11 protein-coding genes, 1 other RNA gene and 2 pseudogenes are annotated in these 19,766 nt (G+C 61.9%); 11 read left to right on the top strand and 3 right to left on the bottom strand.

Annotated elements, in window-relative coordinates; genetic code table 11:
- The 3 genes from RQH86_RS20900 to RQH86_RS20890 form a co-directional block, all read left to right on the top strand.
- A partial coding sequence (locus RQH86_RS20900) for a hypothetical protein (RefSeq protein WP_311239036.1) occupies positions 1-205 on the top strand: 205 nt, incomplete at its 5' end.
- Positions 206-234: 29 nt separating this feature from the next.
- Positions 235-5,481 (top strand): RHS repeat-associated core domain-containing protein, encoded by a 5,247-nt coding sequence (locus RQH86_RS20895; RefSeq protein ID WP_311239035.1) that lies wholly within the window; start codon positions 235-237, stop codon positions 5,479-5,481.
- A 5-nt stretch (positions 5,482-5,486) separates the two neighbouring features.
- Positions 5,487-5,855, top strand: a complete 369-nt coding sequence (locus tag RQH86_RS20890) for a hypothetical protein (protein ID WP_311239034.1) — start codon at positions 5,487-5,489, stop codon at positions 5,853-5,855.
- Positions 5,856-5,980: 125 nt separating this feature from the next.
- Here the strand turns inward: RQH86_RS20890 and RQH86_RS20885 are convergent.
- A pseudogene (locus RQH86_RS20885) lies at positions 5,981-6,742 on the bottom strand (IS5 family transposase); the annotation flags it as partial.
- Positions 6,743-6,782: 40 nt separating this feature from the next.
- Between RQH86_RS20885 and RQH86_RS20880 the strand changes: the two are divergent.
- Positions 6,783-7,816 (top strand): annotated as a pseudogene (locus RQH86_RS20880) (IS3 family transposase); the annotation flags it as partial.
- 273 nt (positions 7,817-8,089) lie between these two features.
- Here the strand turns inward: RQH86_RS20880 and RQH86_RS20875 are convergent.
- A complete protein-coding gene (locus tag RQH86_RS20875) occupies positions 8,090-8,848 on the bottom strand; it encodes an SDR family NAD(P)-dependent oxidoreductase (protein WP_311239033.1) in 759 nt (252 codons plus the stop codon).
- A 247-nt stretch (positions 8,849-9,095) separates the two neighbouring features.
- Between RQH86_RS20875 and RQH86_RS20870 the strand changes: the two genes are divergently transcribed.
- The 4 genes from RQH86_RS20870 to RQH86_RS20855 all read left to right on the top strand — a co-directional run bounded on the left by RQH86_RS20870 (position 9,096) and on the right by RQH86_RS20855 (position 12,822).
- A non-coding RNA gene (locus tag RQH86_RS20870) (sX9 sRNA) lies at positions 9,096-9,171 on the top strand.
- Between the two features lie 500 nt (positions 9,172-9,671).
- On the top strand, positions 9,672-11,081 hold the full coding sequence (locus RQH86_RS20865) for an FAD/NAD(P)-binding protein (protein ID WP_311239032.1): 1,410 nt from the start codon (positions 9,672-9,674) through the stop codon (positions 11,079-11,081).
- Between the two features lie 647 nt (positions 11,082-11,728).
- Positions 11,729-12,160, top strand: coding sequence for a VirK family protein (locus tag RQH86_RS20860; protein WP_311239031.1), 432 nt, complete (start codon positions 11,729-11,731; stop codon positions 12,158-12,160).
- A 224-nt stretch (positions 12,161-12,384) separates the two neighbouring features.
- A complete protein-coding gene (locus tag RQH86_RS20855) occupies positions 12,385-12,822 on the top strand; it encodes a VirK family protein (RefSeq protein WP_311239030.1) in 438 nt (145 codons plus the stop codon).
- A 361-nt stretch (positions 12,823-13,183) separates the two neighbouring features.
- Here RQH86_RS20855 and RQH86_RS20850 read toward each other — a convergent pair whose 3' ends face one another.
- Entirely contained in the window at positions 13,184-14,650 is a 1,467-nt protein-coding gene (locus RQH86_RS20850) for an efflux transporter outer membrane subunit (protein WP_311239029.1), read from the bottom strand.
- Positions 14,651-14,738: 88 nt separating this feature from the next.
- Here RQH86_RS20850 and RQH86_RS20845 point away from each other — a divergent pair, with 88 nt between their 5' ends.
- The 3 genes from RQH86_RS20845 (at position 14,739) to RQH86_RS20835 (ending at position 19,668) form a co-directional block, all read left to right on the top strand.
- Entirely contained in the window at positions 14,739-15,356 is a 618-nt protein-coding gene (locus RQH86_RS20845) for a TetR/AcrR family transcriptional regulator (RefSeq protein ID WP_311239028.1), read from the top strand.
- A gap of 77 nt (positions 15,357-15,433) precedes the next feature.
- On the top strand, positions 15,434-16,582 hold the full coding sequence (locus RQH86_RS20840) for an efflux RND transporter periplasmic adaptor subunit (RefSeq protein WP_311239027.1): 1,149 nt from the start codon (positions 15,434-15,436) through the stop codon (positions 16,580-16,582).
- Entirely contained in the window at positions 16,579-19,668 is a 3,090-nt protein-coding gene (locus RQH86_RS20835; RefSeq protein ID WP_311239026.1) for an efflux RND transporter permease subunit, read from the top strand. The genes RQH86_RS20840 and RQH86_RS20835 overlap by 4 nt, the downstream gene beginning before the upstream one ends.
- Positions 19,669-19,766 lie beyond the last annotated feature (98 nt).

The following is a 19,766-nucleotide window of genomic DNA, read 5'->3' as shown; positions in this document are numbered from 1 at the left end:
CGGACAGACGACGGTGCCATCGGGTCGGACTGTCTATTACACGGTGTATCAGCCGGACGGTTCGGCTTTTAATTCCGTCAGCGCGACATCGGCAGCAACACTGAATCTGTCTAGCCTGCCGGCAACGGGTACTTACACGATATATGTCGACCCGTACTACGGCGAGACGCTCAGCACGCAGCTGACGCTCACCTCATCGAAATGACTGTACTACGCGATTCCAAGGATGCCGAAATGGAAGCTGGCAACAAGACACTGAAGCATTGGCTCTGGAGCACCAGCCTGGGCATGCTTGCTGCTTTATCGAGCACTGGCTCGGCAAGCTGGGCTCAGTCACCGAACTTGGCGAGCACTCCCGCGACAAATGCGAATGCATCTGCGACAGGCTATGCATCAGTAGCTCAACGGATTTCGCTTAGCGGCGACCAGACGCTACGTCTAGAAGCGTCTGGTACCTCCATAGTCTTGACGACACAGGCCAAGCAACTGCGGGTTCGCTCCTGGACGCTTCCTGAGCAACGCATAGGCGCCAGTCTGACGCGGCTAGCCGATGGGCAGGTGCTGATCTGGGGCGGTGCAAGTGCACAAGGCGCACTGCGTGCTGGCGGATATTTGATCGATCCAGAGCAAGATCGGTTGCAGCCTATTGCACTGGCAGGTGTGAGTCCACGTGCGCATCATAGTGCGACGGTGTTGACAGATGGTCAGTTGCTGCTGGCGGGCGGTCTAGGGAATCCAGGTCAAGCTCAACTCTGGAATCCCCAGACCCAGCGTGTGGTGACCTTGGCCATGCCTGCCAGGACTGGTCAGGTCGCTACCCTGCAGGCCGATGGCCAGGTACGCCTGTCTGGAGGGACGGGAGCAAGTGCTGGTGCACGTACCGATCTATTGTTCGACCCGGTGACTCAGACGTTTGTTACAGCTCAACCACACTGGACAGCGTCGGCGGATACGTTACTGGCTGCATCGCTTCCAGCAAACAGGGACGCAAAGGCCGATCCTGGCACGCGTATCGCACTGCGTTTTACGCGACCGGTGCGAGGCGCTGATGTCAAAGACACCACAGTGTCGCTGATGGGACCGGGTGGGTTAGTGGACGCACGCTTGTCCACAGCAGAAGGCGGACGGCTTGTTTTCATCCAGCCCAAGACCACACTCTTTCCGGATACGAGTTACACGGTGCTGGCGCAGGGACTGCACGGTCTGGATGGGAAAGGTGTGCCGCTATCTGTCGTTGAGTTCAAGACCCGTGCGCTTGACAGTGCTGCCGATGCACCAATCGCGACCTCCAAGGACGCTGGCAACGGGACTGCAGATATCCCGAAAAACCCTGCTCTGTTGGGATGTGGCACTGACCATCCCTCACCTTGCAAGAAGTCGTCCTCGTTGATTGAAGGCGCCTGGCAGCCAGGCCAGGACAGCACCGATTCGCGTTGGCGTGTCCAGGGCGCGCAACCTGACGCTTTGCCGATCAGTGCGCTTGAAGTTGCCGCCATGGCCGGTGGGCTAACCAGCGTTAGCGGCCAAGTGCTGCTGGTCAATGGGCGGCCTCTTGCAGGCGTGGAGATCAGCGTCGGATTGAACAAGACACGCACGGATCCGACGGGACGGTTTGTGCTCACGGATATCGCCACTGGGCGGCAAGAGCTCTATGTCGACGGCACGTCCGCCAATATCGCTGGGCGGGAGTACGGCCAATTCGTCGTGGGTGTGGATCTCAAGGCCGGTCAGCTCACCCGGTTGCCCTACACCATGTACGTGCCGCAGATCAGTGCGCGGGATAAGACAAACATTGCCTCGCCATTGAAGCGAGACGTAGTGGTCACGCATCCGGACATCCCCGGTTTGCAGATCCATATCCCGGCCGGTACCGTGATTCGCGATCGCAAGGGTCATCTGGTTAATGAGTTGGCCATCGTACCCACGCCAGTCAATCGCGCTCCGTTCCCGGTGCCCGCCAATTACCCGATGTACTTCACGCTTGAGCCGGGTGGCGCGCTGATCCAGGGCTTGACGCCGCAAGCCGCGCAGGGCGTCAAGGTGCTGTACCCCAACTACGACAAATTACCCACAGGTACGCAAGCCAGCTTCTGGATCTATGAGCCAGCCGAGGGTTGGCGGGTGTATGGCAAGGGGCGTGTGACCTCCGATGGCACACGTATTGCGCCAGAAGCAGGCGTAGGCCTGTATCAGGCCATGGGGGCAAGTTATAGCGTCGACACGAATAACCCGCCTCCTGAGCCTGACAAGCCACCCGTCAGCGACGGTTGCAACTGTGATGCCGGTGGCGCGGGCGCTACTGCAGGTGACCCGATCGATCTTTACACGGGTGAGTTTTCCTATGAAGAAACCGATGCAGTGGTGGGTGGCCTCTCACCTATTGCGATCACCCGTTTCTACAGGCCGCGGGAAATTTTGAAGCGCGATTTTGGCATCGGCACCGCTGCGGGTTTTCGCTACACCTTGTATTCGCCCACCAATGACTACAACCAGTTTCAGTTGGTGTTGCCAAGCGGTGCGCCGATTATTTTCAGCCGGACATCGGGGAGTGGTCTCACCGGCCAATGGGCGCAGTCCGGCTCTCTTTCAGGGTATGCGGGTTCCACCATCACGCAAGGTACTCCGTCGGGGCACGGCTACCTGCTCGCGTTGCGCGACGGCAGCAAGATGTACTTCAATCAGTACTCTCCAAATCAGCTTGAGTGGACGACCGATCGGTTTGGTAACCGCGTCGATTATGTTTACGATGCCGGCCTGGTTTCGCGCATTGTGTCGGCGAACGGCCGTTATCTGGCGATCACCTACGACACCAGTAATCGCATCAGTACTGTTAAGGATCCCTTGGGTAGTAGTTGGTCCTACGCTTATAACTCCGACGGCTACCTCAGTAAAGTCACGCGGCCGGATGGTAGTGCGCGCAGTTTCAATTATAAAGTGCGCGATAAAACATTGATGATTCCGAGCCAGGTGCGCCTGCAAGCCATCTACGATGGTAAAAACAAGCGAGTGCTGTTCAATGAGTTTGAGCAGGCTAATTTTGAATGGACTGGTCGTGTCGTTAAACAGACACAGGCCGATGGCGGGATATTGACCATCGACTATGCACATGCCGATGGGAATACGTTTGGGAGGTTGATAACCAAGCCGGACGGTAGCAAGCGTCGCGTGACGTTCGATCCAGCCACCCTGTATCCCAAGACCGATACTGCCGCCTACGGCACGGACCTTGCCCAGACCATCACCTACGAACGCGGTGCCGGTGGGCAGATCGCTGCCCAAATCGATCCACTTGGGCGGCGTACCGAATATTCCTATGATGGAAGTGGTCGTAAGACGCAGATCAAGGTGATGGCAGGGACCACCGAAGCCCGCACCACCACATTGGGTTACAACGCCTATGGCGATCTGGCTTCGATCACTGACCCGCTCAACCACACGACCACCTTTGATTACACAGGCCGTTGTCTGACATCGGTTACCAATCCCCTTGGCAAAGTGACCAAGGCGACCTGCAATGCTGCGGGACAACGTCTCACGTTGACCGATGCCTTGAACCACACCACCAACTTCATCTGGACCGGCGAGGACCTGACTCAGATCAGCGATCCACTTGGTCGTAATGTGCATTTCCGCTATGACGTGCTGGGGCGGATGATTGCCGCCCAGGACGTGCAGGGGAACCTCTCGCGGATGGAGTACGACGGACTGGGTCGGGCCGTAAAGTCCATCGATCCGTTGGGGAATACCGTGCAGACGGGCTTCGACGCCAACGGTAACGTCGCCGCAATCTTGTTGCCGCATGGCAACGGCGTGACGTATACCTACGACGAACGCGATCGACGCGTGACACGTACCGACGCACTGGGTCAGGTGGAGCGCTGGACTTACGACAAGATGGACCGGGTAAAAACCTACACGGACCGGCGCAGCCGGGTGACTACCTACAGCTATGACACGCTGGGTCGGCCAGCCACGACCACCTACCCCAGCATGGGCGGCACGTTGACCGCCAGCTACGATGCCGGCAACCGGATGGTGGCGCTGACCGACAGCCTGTCTGGGACGTTGGGCTGGAGCTACGACAACTTCGATCAGGTTGCGACAGCCAATAGCCCGCAAGGGACGATCACCTATGGCTATGATGCAGCGGGCCGGCGCAAGAGCATGCAGGCGGCCACCCAGGCGGAAGTTGTCTATGGTTACGACAACGCCGACCGCTTGAAAGACATCGCCCAGGGCGCCGAGAAGGTGATCTTCGCCTATGACAACGCCAACCGCCTCACCACCCAGACCCTGCCCAACCAGGTACAGACGGTCTACACCTACAACAACGCCGATCAGGTCACGGGCATGGCCTGGGGCAAGGCTGGGCAACCTGCTTTGGGAAGCCTGGGCTACGGCTACAACACGGTGGGCCAATTGGTCGCGCAGACCGGCACGCATGCACCGCAGGCACTGCCGCAACCCAGTAGCGGCAACAGCTTCGACGATAACAACCGGCAGACTGCAGCCAATAACGTTGCGCTGAGCTACGATGAGAGCGGCAACCTGCTCTCGGACGGCAGCCTCACCTACGTGTGGGATGATCGCGACCGTCTTAGCCAGATCCAGCAAAGCGGCACGACGATTGCCAGCTTCAGCTATGACGCATTGGGACGGCGTACGGCCAAGACCGAGGGTGGCACGAGCACGCAGTACTTGTATGACGGTCTGGATACGGTGCAGGAGACGCAAGGCACCACCATCAATCCGATCCTGACCGGACTCGGCATCGACCAGCGCTATGCACGCAACGACACGGGCGGCAGGACGTACTTCCTGACCGACCAGCTGGGCAGCACGCGCTTGCTGACGAATGCGGCGGGTAACGCGGTGCAGCGGTATGAGTATGATCCGTACGGCACGACCACGCAGGGCAGTACGGCTTACACTAATCCGTATCAATACACAGGGCGGGAAAAAGACCTAAATGGGCTTTATTACTACCGAGCCAGGTACTACCGGCCGCAGTGGGGGCGGTTTGTTAGTGAAGATCCGATTGGGTTGGGTGGTGGTATGAATTCCTATGCTTATGTTGAAGGCAACCCCGTTTTGTACGTTGATCCGAGTGGGGAAATCGCATTTATTCCTATTTTGGCTGGTATTGGTTTAGGGTATGCCTTTGACTACTTGGTTGAGCAGTACAAGAAGGAGCACTGCACATGTAAAGGAACGCCGGCTGGTGCGGCAGGCAACGCTGCAGCAGGTGGCGCGATCGGAGGAACTGGCCCATTTGCGAATAAGCCAAGAGGCGGTATCGCGGGCGGAGGATCGGCAGGAACGGCTACATCGAGCTTCAGTCAGATGAATCATGCGGCAGCAAGTCGTGGTTGGTATTCAGTTGCAACGCGGAACGGGATTACCAAAGTTCTGCGTAGGGTGCCGTATGCAGGGGCTGCGTTAACTGCGTACGAGATCTACGATGCTGTCTCTTGCGATTGATGTCTATGGCGAGCGAACTTTCGATCGAGCTGCGCGAATACTTGAAGCGCTGTGGCCTCCCGGAAAGAGTAATTGCGCAATGCAATGGTGGTACGCGGATGTATCATGATCTTGGGCTTCACGGTGACATTGCGGAGGCCTACATGGAAGTGTTGGCCGAGCACTATTACGTTGATCTGGGTGGCTTCGAGTTCGAGAAGTTCTTTCCTCCCGAGTTTTCTGGTAGAAGCATATTCACTCGCACATTGCTTTGGATCGTTCCCTTCGCCGGCAAAGCAGCACGGCAAGGCGGCGAGTATTTGCCCTTGACCTTAGGAACGATCGAGAGGGTAATGCGGGCCAAGCAGTGGAGCGCTGGCGATATCCATATTTAGGGAAGTTCTGAAAAGTCCACCAAACATCTTACTTCCAGCCCATTGCGCGCCGATAACGCACAACATTGCAGTGTACGATGCGATCTTTTTGATTTCCTGGGGGTGTTGGCTGCCGCCAGGCAGCATTATCCCCTGGCCGGCAGTAGCTGCCGGCGCACCATCCACAGATTGGAGAGCGCAAACAAGATCGTCACCTGTGCTGTGTTTTTGGTCAGGCCGCGATAGCGGACCTTGGTGTAGCCAAACTGGCGCTTGATCACGCGAAACGGATGCTTCACCTTCGCGCGTACGCTGGCTTTGAAGTGTTCCCACAGTTCTTCCTGAGCACGTATGCGCTTGCTGCCAATGGCCTGAATCGCCGAACGCTTGGCGGCGATGAAAAATGTAGCATCGCAATCCTGTAGCTCTTCGCGTTTATCGGCCCCGGTATAGCCGCTGTCGCCGAACACGCTGTCTTCTTTGCCATGCAGCAAGGCGTGCGTCACCGTGACATCGGCGACATTGGCCGCTGTGCACTGGACGTGACGCACCAGCCCAGAAAAATTCATCCACGCCGATGTGCGCCTTCATCCCGAAGTACCACTGATTGCCTTTCTTGGTCTGATGCATTTCAGGGTCGCATCGACAATCGTGCCGGGCCGTAGGCTCTGGCTCTTGCGCGCCAGATGCGCGTTGACGACTTCCAACATCCGTGCGGCCAGGCGATGGGTCTCCAGCAGACGGCGAAAATTGAGAATCGTGGTCTCGTCGGTAATGTCGTCCAAGCCACCGAGCTGGGTAAAACGCCGCAGGGTCGGAATCTCGTGCAGCGCTTCTTCCATCGCCGGATCGCTCAACGCATACCACTGCTGTAGCAGATGAATCTGCAACATTGTCGCCAGTGCGTAAGAGCAGATCATCGGCTTCCTGCGCTAGGCTGAAGCGGGCGTGGCCATTCAAGGACCTTTGCCGGCGGCACGGCTTCAGCGAGGCCTCCTATTACCTGTGGCGCAGCAAGTTCGGCGGCATGAGCGTGCCCGATGCCAAGCGGCTCAAGGACCTTGAGGTCGAGAACACGCGACTGAAGAAGTTGATAGCCGAGCAGCTATTCGAGAACGACCTGATCAAGGATGCACTGCGAAAAAAGTGATGAGCGCACCGGCACGTCGTACGCTGGTGCGCGAGTGGATCGAGCGTGGTTCTAGCGAGCGTCATGCGTTGGCAGTGATCGGCATTAGCGCCAGTGCACTGCGTTATCGCCCGCGCGAAGATCACAACGTCGAACTGCGCGAACGCATCGGAGCGTTGGCGCATCACCATCGCCGTTATGGCGTGGAAATGATCTATCTCAAACTGCGACAGGAGGGACGCCTCGTGAACTACAAACGCGTGTTGCGGTTGTACCGCGAGCAGCAGCTGCTAGTCCGTCGCCGCAAGCGAAAAAAAGTACCGGTGGGCGAGCGCCAGCCGCTGCTTAGGCCGGCGCGGGCCAACCAGGTATGGTCGATGGACTTCGTCTTCGACCGCACAGCCGAAGGCCGGGTGATCAAGTGTCTGGTGATCGTGGACGACGCGACACACGAAGCAGTGACCATTGAGGTGGAGCGTGCAATCTCGGGCCATGGCGTGACGCGCGTGCTGGACCGGCTGGCCATCAGTCGCGGCTTGCCGCAGGTGATCCGTACCGACAACGGCAAAGAGTTTTGCGGCAAGGCCATGGTCGCCTGGGACATGCCCGTGGCGTGCAATTGCGGCTGATCCAACCAGGCAAACCAAACCAGAACGCCTACGTCGAATCCTTCAACGGCCGGCTACGCGAAAAATGCCTCAACGAACACTGGTTCCCAACACTGCTGCATGCGCGTACCGAGATCGAACGCTGGCGACGCGAATACAACGAGGAACGACCAAAGAAGGCAACCGGCGGCATGACGCCGGCTACTTATGCCCAACATTTAGCAAACACCGATATCATCAACCCGGACCCTAAACCCGACTGCTACTCAGAATGGGGGGGCATCGCTTCCAAACGGGCGAACTCTAGCTGGGACATTTTATAAGCTGTTTGCTTTTTGCTTATTTTGCAGGATAATTTAATTTATTGAGATTAGTGCATATATTAAATAATTGGCCTGCGAGCTATATAAATGTTGCTGGAGCTGAGTGGCATGGCGTGGCGGTTTATTATATAAGTGATTTTTATTTCAAATATATTGGCGAGTGGCTTCTGCATGCCTAGCATTTGAATCAGCATCTCACACCCCCAACGACTGCCCGCCATCCACCGCCAGCACCTGCCCGGTGATCCAACGCGCCTGCGGCGATGCGAGGAACAGCGCGGCATCGGCGATGTGCTGTACCTGCCCGAAGCCGCCAAACGGAATGCTGTCGCGGATGCGTGCGTAGAGTTCCGGTTCGTCGCGACTGCGCTTGTCCCAGAGTCCATCCGGGAACTCGATGGAGCCCGGTGCGATCGCATTGACGCGGATGCGGTCGCGCGCAAGTTCGGCGGCCAGTGTGGTGGTGTAGTAATTGAGCGCGGCCTTGGCGGTGGAATAGGCGATCGCACGCGGTGTGGGGCGCTGGGCGTTGATCGAGCTGATGTTGAGGATCACCGCTGCGTCGCTGGAGCGCAGATGCGGCAGCGCGGCGCGGTTGCAGCGCACTGCCGCCATCAGGTCGACATCCAGCCCCGCCTGCCAACTGGCGTCGTCGTTGCCATGACCGTAGCCGGAGGCATTGTTGATCACCACGTCCAGGCCGCCCAGCGCCTGCGCTGCGGCCTGCACATACGCTTCGATCTGCGCTGCATCGGCAAGATCGCAGGGCAGGGTATGTACCGGCGTGCCGTAGGCTGCCAGCGTCTGCGCCGCCTGGGTCAGGCCGTCTGCACTGCGCGCGCAGATCGATACGTGAGCGCCGCTGCGCACGAACGCCTCGGCGATTGCCAGGCCGATGCCGCGGCTACCACCGGCGATCAGCACGCGTTGCGCACGGTGTGCAGAAAGAGGCATGGCGTTACTCATTGCGGAAAACCCGCATTATCGAACAGCTTGGTGCTGACGTGGCCGCTGCGTGCGCTGGCTGTTGTGCTGTCCAGGCGTAGGCGTCATCGCATAAAGCGCTGCAACAGTCTGCATAGCGCTGCCCATGTCGATTGGAGAGTCGTGGGACAACACCTGATGCTGCGCTTAGAGCAGCTAACAGAAGGACTGCGCAGCCGTCAGGCGGGCGTAGCCGGTTCTCGGTGCCTGGTGCGGCATGTACCACTCGTCCACTCCGGTTCTTGTGCGCCTTCCGCACTCACCTGACGACTGCTCGCTACGTTTTGTCAGCCGCTCTTGGTTCGGATACAGACGCCCCGCCCTAAAACACGGTCGCCGGCGCGACATCAGCGCCGGCACAGAGTCTCCACCATCTCCAAAATCACACCAACACCAACACCAACACCAAGCTCCCAGCTCCCAGCTCCCAGCTCCCAACACCCAACACCCAACACCCAACACCAGCACCAGCACCAGCACCAGCACCAGCACCAAACCTCGAATCTTGACGCAGCTGCACCTCGACAAGGCACTTCGTCAGCCCGTAGGCGACCCGGCGTGCATTGCGCAGCGCAAGCCAAACCCACCACACGCATCCCTCATCGGCAGCACCAATTGCAGTGGCGGCCGCTGTCATCTCACTGCCATCTGCAACACGGGCAGCCTGCGCCATAAGCCTCATCACGGCTGGCGATCAGCTCATGCCTTTCAGGTTGCTCGCCGCTAACCATTTGTTTACACAACCACGCGGCGCTGCGGGCACAACGTGCGAGTCATTCAGTGGGAGTTGCACATGGAAACCCATATCACCGTCATCGGTGCCGGCTTTTGCGGCACCGCGCTGGTCCGTGCGCTGGCGCAGACGGCCGATGCGCAGGTGCGTATCACCCTGGTCGGCGTGGCCGAGACGTTCGGTAGCGGCATCGCGTATGGCGCGGCGCGACCGGAGCATCTGCTCAACGTGCGTGCCAAGGATTTGGGCATCGATGCGCAGGCGCCCGGCGCCTTCGCCGATACCTTGCATCTGGGCGATAGCGGGCGGCTGGAGTTCCTGCCGCGGTTGGCCTACGGCGATTACTTGCGCAGCGAGCTGGATGCGGCGGTGAGCGGTGCGCAGGCATCGGTGATGCGGCTGTCGCAGGAAGCGGTGGCGGTGGAGCGTGCGCGTCGCGGCTTTCGTGTTTTTCTTGCCAACGGCGATGCCTTCCATAGCGACCGTGTGGTGCTGGCGGTCGGTGCGCTGCAGCCGCAGGCGCTGGCCGGCATCGGCCCGCGGTTGAGCGTGCATGCGCGCTACATCGGCTGGCCGTGGCAGGGCGATGCATTGTCGCGGCTGGCACCCGACGATGACGTGCTGATCGTGGGCACCGGGCTGACCATGGTGGATGTGGCGTTGACCCTGCACGCGCGCGGACACCGCGGCCGCATGCTGGCGATCTCGCGGCGCGGATTGGCCCCGCAGGCGCATCTGCGTCAGCCCGGTGCGCCGTTGGACCTGCCGCCGCATCTGCAACGTGCGCTCAAGGATGTCGATCTGCGCGGCCTGCTGCGCGGTGTACGTCAGCTCAGCGCGGTGGTGGACGATTGGCGTCGCGTGGTGGACGCATTGCGCCCGCATCTGCAGCCGCTGTGGCAGCGGCTCACACTTGCGCAGCGTGCGCGTTTCCTGCGCCATCTGCGCCCCTACTGGGAAGTGGCGCGGCATCGCGTCGCGCCGGGCGCGGCGGAGCACTTGCAGCAGTTGCAGGCGTCCGGCCAGTTGCAGATCGTCGCAGCGCGGCTGCTGCGTGCGCGTTGGGTGCCCGATGGTGTGGAAGCGGTGATCCGCCCGCGTGCCGCTGCCGATGCGCAGACGCATCGCTTCGATGCGGTGATCCGCGCTACTGGCCTGGATACCGATATCGACCGCACCAGCGACCCGCTGATTGCCGGCATGCGCGAAGCCGGCCTGTTGCGCGCCGATCCGCTGGGCTTGGGTGTGGACACCGATGCGCAACTGCGCGTGCGCGACGGCGCCGGACAGATCGTGCAGGGGCTGTATTGCGTGGGGCCGCTGCTACGCGGGCGGTATTGGGAAATCACCGCAGTGCCCGAATTGCGCGTGGCGACGCGTGCGTTGGCAGAGCGCTTGCTGCTGGGCGCGACGCCGGCGTTACAGCCGGAGCGTGAGCCGGTATCGCGCGAGGTCAATGCGCGTTTGTAGAAGGGGATGCCTGATGGGCTGTTTGCATTAGGGAAGCTCTGAACAAGTCTTTCATAGGCTTTCGATCGATGCCTTGGACAGACTAAATCACGCGCAAGTGTTTGATTTTAAGCGCCGGCGATTGTCGTGATTAGGCTGGATTGCAACTCTCTCTCGCTGGGCCATGAGTTATTCAGAGGTTGCTTAGGCGCTTGATGTGTTTTTCTCGGGATCGCGGTGGTGTGGGGAGATAGTGTGCTTGCGGCGTTCGGTTTGAGTGGAGGCGTAGCTTTGCTTCGTACCCTCACCCCAATCCCTCTCGCGGCAGGAAACAGGCTCTGTCTTGATCGCAGGCTGGCTTCGTTGGAACTGTGAGAATCTGGTGTGTGCGTAGTGGGTGAGTTGTTGCGTCGTGCGCGCTGCTGCGCTGTTGGATCGTGATGTGACGCTCGTTCTATCGCGGTTCTACCGACGCGTTTCAGCCAATCTCCGCGCGTGCAGGCATCGCTCAAAACTGTGCACATGCGCACGTGCTGCGCCTAACAGCGCAAACATGCAGCGCGATGCGTAGCGCAGGATGCTCCCGCGGACAGGAGTGGGTCATGTTGTGCACCCTTGGCTCGTTATAGCCCAGGGCGCTGCATTCCCTTGTCTGCCTGGAGTTCGCCATGCCCCGTCTTGCTCCCATTGCTCTCGCCGCTGTGCTGTGTGCGTCCGCGCTACCCGCCTTCGCCAGCGAAACGCTCAATACGCGTGCCGATGTCATCGCTGCGCTGGATGCCGGTTACGACGTCAGTCTGTCCAGCGATCTCAGTCGTTGCACCCCCGAAGAGGGCACCCCGGTCAGTCGCACCCGCGGTGGCCGCCATATCGATGCCTACCGCATCACCGAAGATGGCACCGCAGCGTTTTCGGGTTCCCATTTCACCGTGGCCAACGATGGCAAGCCGATCCAGCAGTTCATGCGCTATCAGCTACGTCCGGATGGCAGTGTGCGCTTCACCACCTACATGTACGACCTGCCGGCGCTGCAACAGCGCGGGCCGATGCTGGCGTATCTGTGCACGATCAATCAGGGCATCCGCTTCCACGCCGATTGAGAGTCACTGACAAAAACGATTGCGCAGCTGCATGACGCGTGCGATGTGTCGCCTGGCCAGCTTGGGCCAGTGCAGCGCCAGCGTCATGCAGCTACACCTCTGCAACACGGTTGTGCCAGCCGCGCGGGGTTTGCAGCGCATGCGTTGAACACACCGTCAACCCATCATCCCGCGCGCACATGCCGATGATTGCAGGTATGTGGCGCTTGGCAAGGAGAACCATCATGTCGACGCGTCGTCTTGCAATTGTTGCCGTTGCCGCTATGTCTGCGACGATCTCACCGGCATTCGCCAAGCAGAGCATCACCTCGTCAGCCAATCTGATCGCCACGCTGGAGTCCGGCCATGACGTTGCAGTGTCGGTGGACCTGTCGCGCTGCACGCCGGAGGCCGGCACTGCGGCCAGCCGCAGCCGCGGCGGTGTGCGTCTCGGTGCCTACCGTCTGACCGACGATGGAACGCTGTCGTTTTCCGATACGCAGTTCATTGCCGCCAGCAGCGATGGCCGGCCGTTTCAGCAGTTTCAGCGCTACCAGGTGAGCCCGGACAATCGCGTGCGGCTGACCCCGTATATGTACGATTTGCCGAGCCTGCAGCAGCGCGGCCCACTGTTGGCGTATCAGTGCACGCTCGACCAGGGCATCCGTTTCCACGCCGATTAAGAGCAGCTTACAAACCGACTGTGCTCACCGCCAGGCGGGCGCGGCCGGTGCTCGATGGCATGGACCATTCGTAAACTCCTCCGCGCCGTCCACACCCAGATGGCGACTGCTCGCTGCGTTTTGTTAGTCGCTCTAAAGGCGTTGTTTGCAGGGCGCGATGTCACGCCGAAAGTGGCATTGCGCGGATCCTCGCATGGCATCGGATGCCGAATGGAACCGCGAAGCCAGGCCACTGCCTCATTGCGACACGCGCCGAGCGGAATCCAGCGCGACCGCCCGGTCAGGTGTGGAAGCAGCGTCTGATCCCGATCGCTGTAGGTCACCTGCAGCTGCAGCAGGCGTCAGCGTTGTTCCCCAGCAGCTATCGCTGCTGCACCGCCACCGCTGCGGTATCTCCGCTTTGCCAGCCGCCGCCCAGCGCCTTGAAGGTGGCCACCGCGCTGCGTGCGGCTTCGGTGCGCGCCTGTACCTGCGCATCGGAGGCACGCAGCAGGCTGTCGTCGGCATTGAGTACTTCGATCAGGCTGACGGTGCCTTTTTCATACGCCAGCGCCGATGCGCCGCGCGCCTTGCCCAACGCGTCCACGCCTTGCGTCAGCACGGCAGCTTGTTGTTCGCGTTTGACCAGCGCGGTGAATGCGTTTTCGACATCTTCGGTGGCGCGCAAGACCGCCAGGCGGTAGGCGGCCAACTGCTCTGCTTCCTGCCCCTTGGCCTGCGCGATCTGCGCATTGATGCGTCCGAAGTCGAATAGCCGCCAGCGCAGCCCCAGCACGCCGGACGCCTGCGCGGCATCGCCGGTAAACAGGTTGGCGCCGGAGAGGGCGGTGGCGCTGCCCAGCAGGCCGCTCAGCGAGAACTTGGGGTAGTACTCGGCCATCGCTACGCCGATGCGCGCATTGGAGGCAGCCAGCCGGCGCTCGGCGGCGATCAGGTCGGGCCGGCGCCGCAACAGGTCGGCCGGCGAGCCGCTGTCGGCGATCTGCGGCGCCAGCGGGATGGATTTGCTGGCGGCCAGTTCGGCCCGGTGGGCGCCGGGCGCTGCGCCCAGCATCACGTCCAGTGCGTTCATTGCCGCGAACAGGCCCGCTTCCAGGCCGGGCACGGTCGCCTGTGCCTGGGACAGCGCGCCCTGGGCTTGCTGCAGTTGCAGTTCGGCAGCCAGGCCCTTGTCGTGCAATAGCGTCACCATCGCCACCAGCCCTTGCTGGGCTGCGACCTGGCGCTGCGCCACGTCCAGCCGCGCCTGCAGGCCGCGGATGCTGATGTAGATGTCGGCGGTCTGCGCGGCCACCGCCAGCCGGGTGGCCGCGGCGCCGGCTTCGCTGGCCTGGTAGTCGGCCACTGCGGCCTGGCGCCCACGGCGCAGCCCGCCGAATAGATCCAGCTCCCAGCTGGCGCCCAGATTGGCCTCGTAGACGCTGGCGTAGCGGTCGAAGTCGGGGGTGCTGTTGAGGACCTGCCCCAGTGGGGTCTCCAGCGATTGATAGGCGCGGGTGGCGCTGCCGCTGAGGTTGCCGGACGGCAGCAGCGCAGCGGTGGCGGCGGTCAGCCCGGCGCGGGCCTGGGTGACCCGCGCGGTGGCCTGGGCCAGATCCAGGTTCTGTTCCAGCGCGGCGCCGACGTAGCGGCTCAGGTCCGGGTCGTTGAAGCCCGCCCACCAGGTGGCCAGCTCCGCCTGCGTGGTGGCCTGGCGATCAGCCAGCGCAGACTGACCCAGGTAGTGGTCGGGCAACGGTGCATCCGGACGGGCGTAGTTGGCGCCCACCGCGCAACCTGCGGCAAGGCTGGTGGCAATGAGCACGGCAAGGAGGCGGAGTGAGGGCATGACGGAACCAGAGTGGCGGGACGGTGAGTGACTATAATACGAAATAGTCACTTTTGTAAGTCGGAGGCGACAGCGTTAAGCTGTTGGAATGAACAAAGCATCCAGTTACCCCGTTTCGGGCCGCGGGCCGGCCGATCACGAGGTGCGCGACCAGATCGTGATCGCCGCCACCGAGCATTTCAGCCGCTATGGCTACGAGAAGACCGCCGTGTCCGACGTGGCCAAGGCGGTGGGTTTTTCCAAGGCGTATATCTACAAGTTCTTCGAGTCCAAGCAGGCCATCGGCGAGATGATCTGCACCCACTGCCTGCGCGAGATCGAGACCGAAGTGTTGGCGGCGGTGGCTGCCGCGGCGTCGCCGCCGGAGAAATTACGCAGTCTTTTCAAGGTGATTATCGAGGCCAGCCTGCGGCTGTACTCGCGCGATCGCAAGTTGTATGAGATTGCCACCTCCGCGGCGGCCGAGCGCTGGCCGCCGGTGATCGCCTATGAAACGCATGTCCAGGCGCTGCTGCAGGAGATCCTGCTGCAAGGGCGGCAAAACGGGGATTTCGAGCGCAAGACGCCGCTGGACGAGATGGTGCAGGCGGTCTTTCTGGTGATGCGGCCCTATATCAATCCGATGCTGCTGCAACACAGCCTGGAGCACGTCAGCGAGGTGCCGGCGCTGCTGTCTGGGCTGGTGCTCAGAAGTCTTGCGCCATAAATTTTGTAAGTGACTATTGACTGATATGGTCACAAGTCCCAAGATGTGAGCCTTCATCAGCTTGCTTCGGGATTCCCATGCTTCGGCACCGCCTTGTTACCTCTACCGTCCTGTGTGTCCTGCCGCTGGCACTGATTGCCTGCGGCGGCAAGGCCCAGCCCGATCCACGTACCGCCACGCCGCTGGTGCGGGCGGCCACGGTGGCCGACGCCAGCAGCGCGGCGCGCAGTTTTTCCGGCACCGTCGCGGCCCGGGTCCAGAGCGATCTGGGCTTCCGGGTCGCCGGCAAGGTGTCCGAGCGGCTGGTCGATGCCGGACAGAGCGTCAAGCGCGGGCAACCGCTGCTGCGGATCGACCCGATCGACCTGCAACTGGCTGCAAAGGCCCAGCAAGACGCGGTGGCCGCTGCCAGGGCCCGCGCCCAGCAGACCGCCGACGATGAAGCGCGTTACCGCGATCTGCGTGGCACCGGTGCCATCTCGGCTTCTGCATACGACCAGATCAAGGCCGCCGCCGACGCCGCCAAGGCGCAGCTGAGCGCTGCCCAGGCCCAGGCCGATGTGGCGCGCAACGCCAACCGCTACACCGATCTGCTGGCCGATGCCGACGGCGTGGTGATGGAGACGCTGGTCGAGCCCGGCCAGGTGGTCGCCGCCGGGCAGCCGGTGGTGCGCCTGGCGCATGCAGGCCCACGCGAAGCGGTGATCCAGTTGCCGGAAACGCTGCGCCCGCAGGTCGGTTCCGTCGCGCAGGCCACCTTGTTCGGAAATGCCGCCGTGAGCGTTCCCGCCACCTTGCGTCAGCTGTCCGAAAGCGCCGACCGGCTCACCCGCACCTTCGAGGCGCGTTACGTGCTCGACGGCGCGCTTGCGCAGGCGCCGCTGGGCACCACGGTCAGCATCCGCATTGCCGATGGCACGGCCACCGGCACACAAACCGGCCTGCAGGTGCCGCTGGCCGCCGTGTTCGATGCCGGCAAGGGGCCGGGCGTGTGGGTGATTGCCGGTCAACCGGCCAAGGTGAGTTGGCGGCCGGTGACGGTGCTGGGGTTGGACGACGACCACGCCAACGTCGCCGGCACGCTGGCACGTGGCGAGCGCATCGTGGCGCTGGGTGCGCACCTGTTGCGCGAAGGCGAGCAAGTGCGCATTGCCGACGCCAACGCTGCTGGCACCACCGCGACGACCGCGTCCAAGACCGCCACCGCGGCAGGAGCGCAGCCGTGAGCGAGGGCCGATTCAATCTCTCCGCGCTCGCCGTCCGCGAGCGCTCGATCACGCTGTTTCTGCTCGTGCTGATTTCGCTGGCCGGCTTGGTCGCGTTTCTCAAACTCGGCCGTGCGGAAGACCCGGCATTCACCGTCAAGGTGATGACGATCATCACCGCCTGGCCCGGCGCCACGCCGCAGGAAATGCAGGACCAGGTTGCCGAAAAACTCGAAAAGCGCATGCAGGAACTGCGCTGGTACGACCGCACCGAAACCTACACCCGCCCCGGTCTTGCATTCACCACCTTGACCTTGCTGGACAGCACGCCGCCCAACCAGGTGCAGGAGCAGTTCTATCAGGCACGCAAGAAAGCCGGCGATGAAGTGGGCAATCTGCCGGCCGGAGTGATCGGGCCGATGATCAACGACGAATATGCCGACGTCACCTTTGCGCTGTTCGCGCTCAAGGCAAAGGGCGAGCCGCAACGGTTGCTTGCACGCGATGCGGAAACGCTGCGCCAGCGCATCCTGCATGTGCCGGGCGTCAAGAAGGTCAACATCATCGGCGAGCAGCCCGAACGTATCTTTGTCGAGTTCTCGCACGAGCGTCTGGCCACCTTGGGCGTCAGCCCGCAGGACGTGTTTGCCGCGCTCAACACCCAGAACGCGTTGAATGCAGCCGGCTCTGTGGAAACGCGCGGCCCGCAGGTGTTCATACGCCTGGATGGCGCGCTGGATAACCTGCAGAAGATTCGCGAGACCCCGTTGGTGGTGCAGGGTCGCACGCTGAAGTTGTCGGATATCGCCACGGTCAAACGCGGTTACGAAGATCCGTCCACCTTCATCATCCGCAGCGGCGGCGAGCAGGCGTTGCTGCTCGGCATCATCATGCGCGACGGCTGGAACGGTCTGGATCTGGGTAAATCGCTGGACAGCGAAGTGAGCGCAATCAATACCGAATTGCCCCTGGGCATGCGCCTGAGCAAGGTCACCGACCAGGCGGTCAACATCGACGCGTCGGTGGGCGAATTCATGACCAAGTTCTTCGTCGCGCTGCTGGTGGTGATGCTGGTGTGCTTCGTCAGCATGGGCTGGCGCGTGGGCATCGTGGTGGCGGCAGCGGTGCCGCTAACGCTGGCTGCGGTGTTCGTGGTGATGCTGGCCACCGGCAAGAACTTCGACCGCATCACGCTGGGCTCGTTGATCCTGGCGCTGGGGTTGTTGGTGGACGACGCCATCATCGCGATCGAAATGATGGTGGTGAAAATGGAGGAAGGCTATAGCCGCGTCGCCGCCTCGGCGTATGCGTGGAGCCACACCGCCGCGCCAATGTTGTCAGGCACCCTGGTGACCGCGGTCGGCTTCATGCCCAACGGGTTTGCTGCCTCCACCGCCGGCGAATACACCAGCAACATGTTCTGGATTGTGGGCATCGCGTTGATCGTGTCGTGGGTGGTGGCGGTGGTGTTTACGCCTTACCTGGGCGTCAAGATGTTGCCGGACCTGAAGAAGGTCGAAGGCGGCCACGCCGCGATGTACGACACGCCACGCTACAACCGCTTCCGTGAGGCGCTGTCACGCGTGATTGCGCGCAAGTGGCTGGTGGCCGGCTCTGTGGTGGGGCTGTTCGTGGTGTCGATCCTGGGCATGGGCATCGTCAAGAAGCAGTTCTTCCCGATCTCCGATCGCCCAGAAGTGCTGGTCGAAGTGCAGCTGCCGTACGGCACCTCGATCAACCAGACCAGCGCCGCGGCGGCCAAAGTGGAAGCCTGGCTGGCCAAGCAGGACGAGGCGAAGATTGTCACCGCGTACATCGGCCAGGGCGCGCCGCGCTTCTACCTGGCGATGGGCCCTGAACTGCCGGACCCGTCCTTCGCCAAGATCGTGATCCGCACCGACGACCAGCAACAACGCGATGCATTGAAGCTGCGCTTGCGTCAGGCCGTCGCAGAAGGGCTGGCGCCGGAAGCGCGTGTGCGCGTGACCCAACTCACTTTCGGCCCGTACTCGCAATTTCCGGTGGCCTACCGGGTCAGCGGTGCCGACCCGCAGGTGCTGCGTGGCATCGCCGCGCAGGTCAAGCAGGTCATGCAGGACAGCCCGATGCTGCGGACCGTCAACAGCGACTGGGGCACGCGCACACCTACGCTGCATTTCAGTCTGGACCAGGACCGTCTGCAGGCAGTGGGGCTGACCTCCACCGCCGTCGCGCAACAGTTGCAGTTCCTGCTCAGTGGCGTGCCGATCACGCTGGTGCGCGAGGATATCCGCAGCGTGCAGGTGGTGGCCCGTTCGGCCGGCGACACGCGCTTTGATCCCGCACGCATTGCCGATTTCACCCTGGCAGGCGCCAACGGCCAGCGCGTGCCGCTGTCGCAGGTGGGCAAGGTGGATGTGCGCATGGAAGAGCCGATCATGCGCCGCCGCGATCGCGTGCCGACGATCACCGTCGGCGGCGATGTCGACGACAAACTGCAGCCGCCGGATGTCTCGGCCGCGATCACCAAACAGTTGCAGCCGATCATCGAAAAGCTACCGAGCGGCTATCGCATCATCGAAGCCGGTTCCATCGAAGAATCCGGCAAGGCCACCGCCGCGATGCTGCCGCTGTTCCCGATCATGCTGGCCGCCACCTTGCTGATCATCATCCTGCAGGTGCGTTCGATCTCGGCGATGGTGATGGTGTTTCTGACCAGCCCGCTCGGCTTGATCGGTGTGGTGCCGACGTTGATCGTGTTCCAGCAACCATTCGGCATCAATGCGTTGGTGGGGTTGATCGCGTTGTCGGGCATCCTGATGCGCAACACGCTGATCCTGATCGGGCAGATCCATCACAACGAAGCCGAAGGGCTGGACCCGTTCCACGCGCTGGTGGAAGCCACCGTGCAACGTGCGCGTCCGGTGATCCTGACCGCACTGGCCGCGATTTTGGCCTTCATTCCGCTGACCCATTCGGTGTTCTGGGGCACGCTGGCGTACACGCTGATCGGCGGCACCCTGGCCGGCACCATCCTGACCCTGGTGTTCCTGCCGGCGATGTATTCGATCTGGTTCAAGATCCGCCCGGAGAACAGCGGCGCACCGACGCCTACCAAGGACGCATGAGGTGGCTCTGCGACGGTGGCCAGAGCCCCGTCGCAGAGATCGCGTGGCAGTGTCGCTCGCTCGATTCCCACTCCACTTCCCTTGCAGCGTTGCAGCGG

Source organism: Xanthomonas sp. WCS2018Noco2-27 (assembly GCF_031843525.1).
In the GTDB taxonomy this organism is placed as follows: domain Bacteria; phylum Pseudomonadota; class Gammaproteobacteria; order Xanthomonadales; family Xanthomonadaceae; genus Xanthomonas.
Note: the sequence above shows the minus strand (reverse complement) of the source record. Positions and strands in the feature narration are given on the sequence as shown.